The 4,557-nt window shown below is 50.7% G+C and carries 4 protein-coding genes; 2 read left to right on the forward strand and 2 right to left on the reverse strand.

The window, feature by feature from the left end; genetic code table 11:
• Positions 1 to 60 precede the first annotated feature (60 nt).
• Positions 61 to 339 carry a hypothetical protein gene (locus tag HRU10_14975; GenBank protein NRA28535.1) on the reverse strand — a complete coding sequence of 93 codons (279 nt, stop codon included), beginning with the start codon at positions 337 to 339 and terminating at the stop codon, positions 61 to 63.
• A gap of 305 nt (positions 340 to 644) precedes the next feature.
• Between HRU10_14975 and HRU10_14980 the strand changes: the two genes are divergently transcribed.
• A complete protein-coding gene (locus tag HRU10_14980) occupies positions 645 to 1,064 on the forward strand; it encodes a transcriptional repressor (protein ID NRA28536.1) in 420 nt (139 codons plus the stop codon).
• A gap of 62 nt (positions 1,065 to 1,126) precedes the next feature.
• Positions 1,127 to 3,319: a catalase/peroxidase HPI gene (katG, locus tag HRU10_14985; GenBank protein NRA28537.1), complete on the forward strand. Its 2,193-nt coding sequence runs from the start codon at positions 1,127 to 1,129 to the stop codon at positions 3,317 to 3,319.
• Between the two features lie 625 nt (positions 3,320 to 3,944).
• On the opposite strand, the gene HRU10_14990 is transcribed toward katG, so the two are convergent.
• Positions 3,945 to 4,472, reverse strand: coding sequence for an HAD family hydrolase (locus tag HRU10_14990; GenBank protein ID NRA28538.1), 528 nt, complete (start codon positions 4,470 to 4,472; stop codon positions 3,945 to 3,947).
• Between the last annotated feature and the right edge of the window lie 85 nt (positions 4,473 to 4,557).

The following is a 4,557-nucleotide window of genomic DNA, read 5'->3' on the forward strand; positions in this document are numbered from 1 at the left end:
CTGACTTCCTTGATCGGAAGTCCGCCAAAGCCAACCACTTTTTAATTTTTTAGCGCATCCCTATGGGATGGCTGTGAGATAGATGCTATCTTTCTCGATAGTTACTCCTTCCTCTACCAGGTAAACAGGCATGCTCGTGTAGCGCGCCAGTAGCTCATCCATAACGCTTTTAAAATCAGGAGAAAGGTGCTGCACTACGACGAAAGCCAGTCCAGAGTTCGTCGGCATTGAAGTGAAGAACTGTTCCAGCGCTTCAAGGCCACCCGCAGAAGCGCCTATGCCTACAACATAGCTAGGGGATTTATCGTCTGAATCGGGGAGAGAGCCTTCGGTTGTCATAGGAAACTTGAATTTGGGATGAGAGATGTCAAAGCGACTCAGGGGTGATGCTTCGCAAGCAATAAGTAAATGTCAATTGTGCTTGGAGTGATTTCTGGGGTTTAGGTCGTGCGTCAGATCGCTCGAATGCACTCTTGCAGACCCTTCAAAGCGTTTGTGAACGGGCATCACGGAATCGGTATATATGCATTTTATAAACGGGCGGACGCCGAAATCTTCACAGCATGGGTCATCCGTGGAGTCATACTAAATTTATTAGATATAAATTTTGACAAAGTCCAAAATTGTATCGTATCAAATTCTTAGTGATTAATTCTGCTGATCTACTCAAAAGCTACGGACTGTCTGTCACCGCGCAGCGTTTGGCTGTCATCGATGCCCTGACTCAAAGTCCCCACGCTACTGCCGATGAAGTCTTTGTTGTGGTGAAAGCACACATTGGAAGTATCTCGCGTCAGTCAGTTTATAATGCTTTAAACACGCTCTCTGATCAGGGCGCTATCCGACGATTTCAACCAGCTGGATCGGCAGCCAGGTTTGAAAATCGAGTGGGCGACAATCATCACCACGTCGTGTGCCGTAAATGCGGAGTCACCGAAGATGTTGATTGTGCCGTGGGATATGCCCCCTGTCTCCAGCCCTCGAATGATCATGGATTCATCATCGATGAAGCAGAGGTCGTTTACTGGGGGATTTGCCCGAGCTGTCAGGAGGAAGAGAAATAGCCGATCTAATCTAATAGTGATTTTTCCACCCTAATCACCTACAACCCCGAATACAAAAAACTATGTCTGAAGAATCAAAATGCCCGTTTATGAAAGCCGCCTCTCCCGGTGCAGGAACTACGAACCAAGACTGGTGGCCCAATCGTCTCCGCGTCGATTTACTCCACCAACATGGTTCCAGCTCAAACCCGATGGGCGATGATTTCGATTACGGTCTCGCTTTTGATTCTATTGATTACGACGCACTCAAGGCAGATTTGACCACGCTGATGACCGATTCGAAGGACTGGTGGCCAGCAGACTTTGGTCACTACGGTCCTTTATTTGTCCGTATGGCCTGGCATAGCGCTGGCACCTACCGCACTGCGGATGGTCGTGGGGGTGGGGGACGCGGCCAACAGAGATTTGCTCCGTTAAACAGTTGGCCGGACAATGGAAACCTAGATAAAGCTCGTCGCTTGCTCTGGCCCATTAAAGAGAAATATGGACACAAGATCTCTTGGGCGGACCTGTATATTCTCGCAGGCAATGTGGCAATGGAATCTATGGGGTTCAAAACCTTTGGTTTTTCAGGTGGACGCACTGACACTTGGGCCCCAGACGAGGATGTCTACTGGGGTAGCGAGCACACTTGGTTGTCTGGCGAAGAAAGATACGCCGACCAAAAAGAAGGCGAGCGCGACTTGGAAAATCCCTTGGCTGCAGTCCAAATGGGGCTGATCTACGTCAACCCAGAAGGCCCTAACGGCAATCCGGATCCACAAGAAGCCGCTCATGATATTCGCGATACGTTTGGGCGCATGGCGATGAATGACGAAGAGACCGTAGCGCTGATCGCAGGCGGACACACCTTCGGCAAAGGCCATGGAGCCGGACCGGCCGATAACGTCCAAGAAGACCCTGAAGCCGCTTCTCTGGAGAATCAGGGATTTGGATGGAACAACAAATTTGGAACAGGCAAAGGGGGCGATACCATCACTAGCGGCCTTGAGGTTACCTGGACGCAAACCCCGGCCCAGTGGGGCCATGGCTATTTCACAAACCTCTTCGAAAACGAATGGGAACTGACCAAAAGCCCGGCAGGGGCACATATCTGGGTAGCTAAGGATGCAGAAGCAACAATTCCCGATGCGCATAATCCGGCTATCATGCATAAGCCTACCATGCTGACCACAGACCTGTCTCTGCGCATTGACCCAGAATACAAAAAAATCTCAGAGCGCTTTTACAAAAATCCTGATGAGTTTGCCGATGCCTATGCCCGTGCATGGTTCAAACTGACTCACCGAGACATGGGCCCCCGCTCCCTTTATCGAGGTCCAGAGGTGCCCGAAGAAGTGCTGATTTGGCAAGATCCCTTGCCCGCTGTGGAACATGAATTGGTTTCCGATTCAGATATTTCTGAGCTTAAAGAAGCGATTGCTCAGTCTGGATTAAGCATCGCGCGCTTGGTGAGCACTGCTTGGGCCTCTGCATCGACCTTCCGCGGTTCAGACAAACGGGGTGGGGCGAACGGAGCCCGGATACGTCTAGCACCTCAGAAAGACTGGGAGGTGAACGAGCCCGTGAAACTTGCCCAGGCATTGGAGCGACTCGAAGCTATTCAGAATGACTTCAACTCTAAGCAAGAGGGCAGAAAGCGGATCTCTTTGGCGGATTTGATTGTCCTCGCCGGTGGCGTGGGGATCGAACTGGCAGCAACGAAGGCAGGGAAATCGATCACAGTGCCATTTACTCCGGGTAGAACGGATGCGAGTGAGGATCAAACCGACGCTGCATCGTTCGAGCCTCTTGAGCCCAAAGCAGATGGCTTTCGTAACTATCTTGGAGCCCGTTTCTCCGTGCCAGCCGAACATCTATTGATTGATCGCGCACAGTTGCTTACCCTGTCAGCGCCTGAGTTGACTGTTCTTGCCGGCGGCCTTCGCGTCCTCGAAGTGCAGGTGGGTGATGAAAAACATGGGGTGCTTACGAAGAGGCCAGGGACCCTGAGTAACGACTTCTTCGTAAATCTCCTCAGCATGCAATACGAGTGGAAGCAAGTCTCTCCCTGCGGCAACGCGTTTGCTGCCGTAGATCGTGATTCGGGTGCCTACGTCTGGTCAGGCACGCGCACAGATCTCGTCTTTGGATCAAATTCTATCCTGCGAGCCGTGGCCGAAGTCTACGCTAGTTCCGACGGTGAAGATAAGTTCATAGAAGACTTTGTCTCTGCTTGGACCAAGGTGATGAACCTGGATCGGTTCGACATCTAGCACGCCTTCCTCCTCCCAAAATCGGCTGGTTGTTCTACCGCTTTGAATGATGTCATGGGGCTTTGTGCCCGATTGATATTTCCCAAATGTAGAGCAACTCAGCCTCCTTATATCGATGTCTCGGCAATTCGTCCCGTGGCAATCGCTCTCGCGATCAGCCTACAGAGCCGATCTCTATTACGTAATCCGGTTTAGAAGGGTGGGGACGGTTTGCCAAAGCGTCTGCGTTTGTTGGGTCAATAAGTTCTTTTGTCTCAGATCATTCGCTTGGTGCAATTGAAAGGACGGGGAGTTTTTCCAGGTGTCGCTCCTCGGCTCCATTGGTTGTAGTTGAGGTGCTCTGTCGCCTCGACCCCTACGGTGTGGATCGAAGCAACGGCCCGCGCCCCGACAGAGCGGCGCGACTACAACAAATGCAACTGGGGACACGTCCCCGAAGTTTCAATTAGGCCCTAATTCGGTTGGTGGTAGCCAGAGGGGATTCGTCAGATTAAGTAGATATTTAGAGATCTAATACTCCAATGATGTCATTGGGCTTAGAGTAGTTGCGAAATACGTGCTCAATGCCAAGTTGCTCGAGTTGGTTTATTCGCCTCCCAATACCGATCATGGGAATTCCGAGAGATTAACAGGCGACCACATCCCAAGGGGCATCTCCGAAATAGACCACTTCGGTCAGTTCCGACTGGGCCCGTTGAGTCGCCAATCGGATTATGTCGGTTCTTTTTGGAGTGTCGCTCGACGTGGCATGGGCATAAGCACTCAATTCGATTCCACAACAGGCTAATTTGAACTCCGCCTCTGTATCGAACCCACCCGTCGCGAATGCAATGCGATACCCATAATCATCAGAGAGTTGTTTCATAAAGTCGACTGCGCCAGGTAGCGGGCTGAAGTCCCCAGGGTGGTGTGGCTGTTTTTCTTTCAGAAGCTGAACAAAACGCTCTTTAAAGCGAGTTTCGCGAATGCCAAAGTCTGACATATTGCCACACAATGATCGAATAATTCCCGCGCTCGTTGGGTCTTCAAATTTGCTCCAATCCACCGTTTCTAGGGACTGGTTGAAAACACCTGAATAGGCCTGAGCATAGCAAATACCTTCAATATCCTGAGTATCACAGATGGTTCCGTCGATGTCGAAAATAGCCAGCATCTGATTCAGGGTGCAATTGAAGGAACGGGGAGTTTTTTTGCAGAAACACCACTTTAAGGTGTACAAGCGTTCACTAATATGAAAT

It is taken from the genome of Opitutales bacterium, assembly GCA_013215165.1.
Classification (GTDB): Bacteria; Verrucomicrobiota; Verrucomicrobiia; order Opitutales; family JABSRG01; genus JABSRG01.

Coding starts and splice junctions, on each gene's coding strand:
- HRU10_14975 (NRA28535.1), bottom strand. CDS start 339: ATGACAACCGAAGGCTCTCTCCCCGATTCAGACGATAAATCCCCTAGC.
- katG (NRA28537.1), top strand. CDS start 1,127: ATGTCTGAAGAATCAAAATGCCCGTTTATGAAAGCCGCCTCTCCCGGT.
- HRU10_14990 (NRA28538.1), bottom strand. CDS start 4,472: ATGCTGGCTATTTTCGACATCGACGGAACCATCTGTGATACTCAGGAT.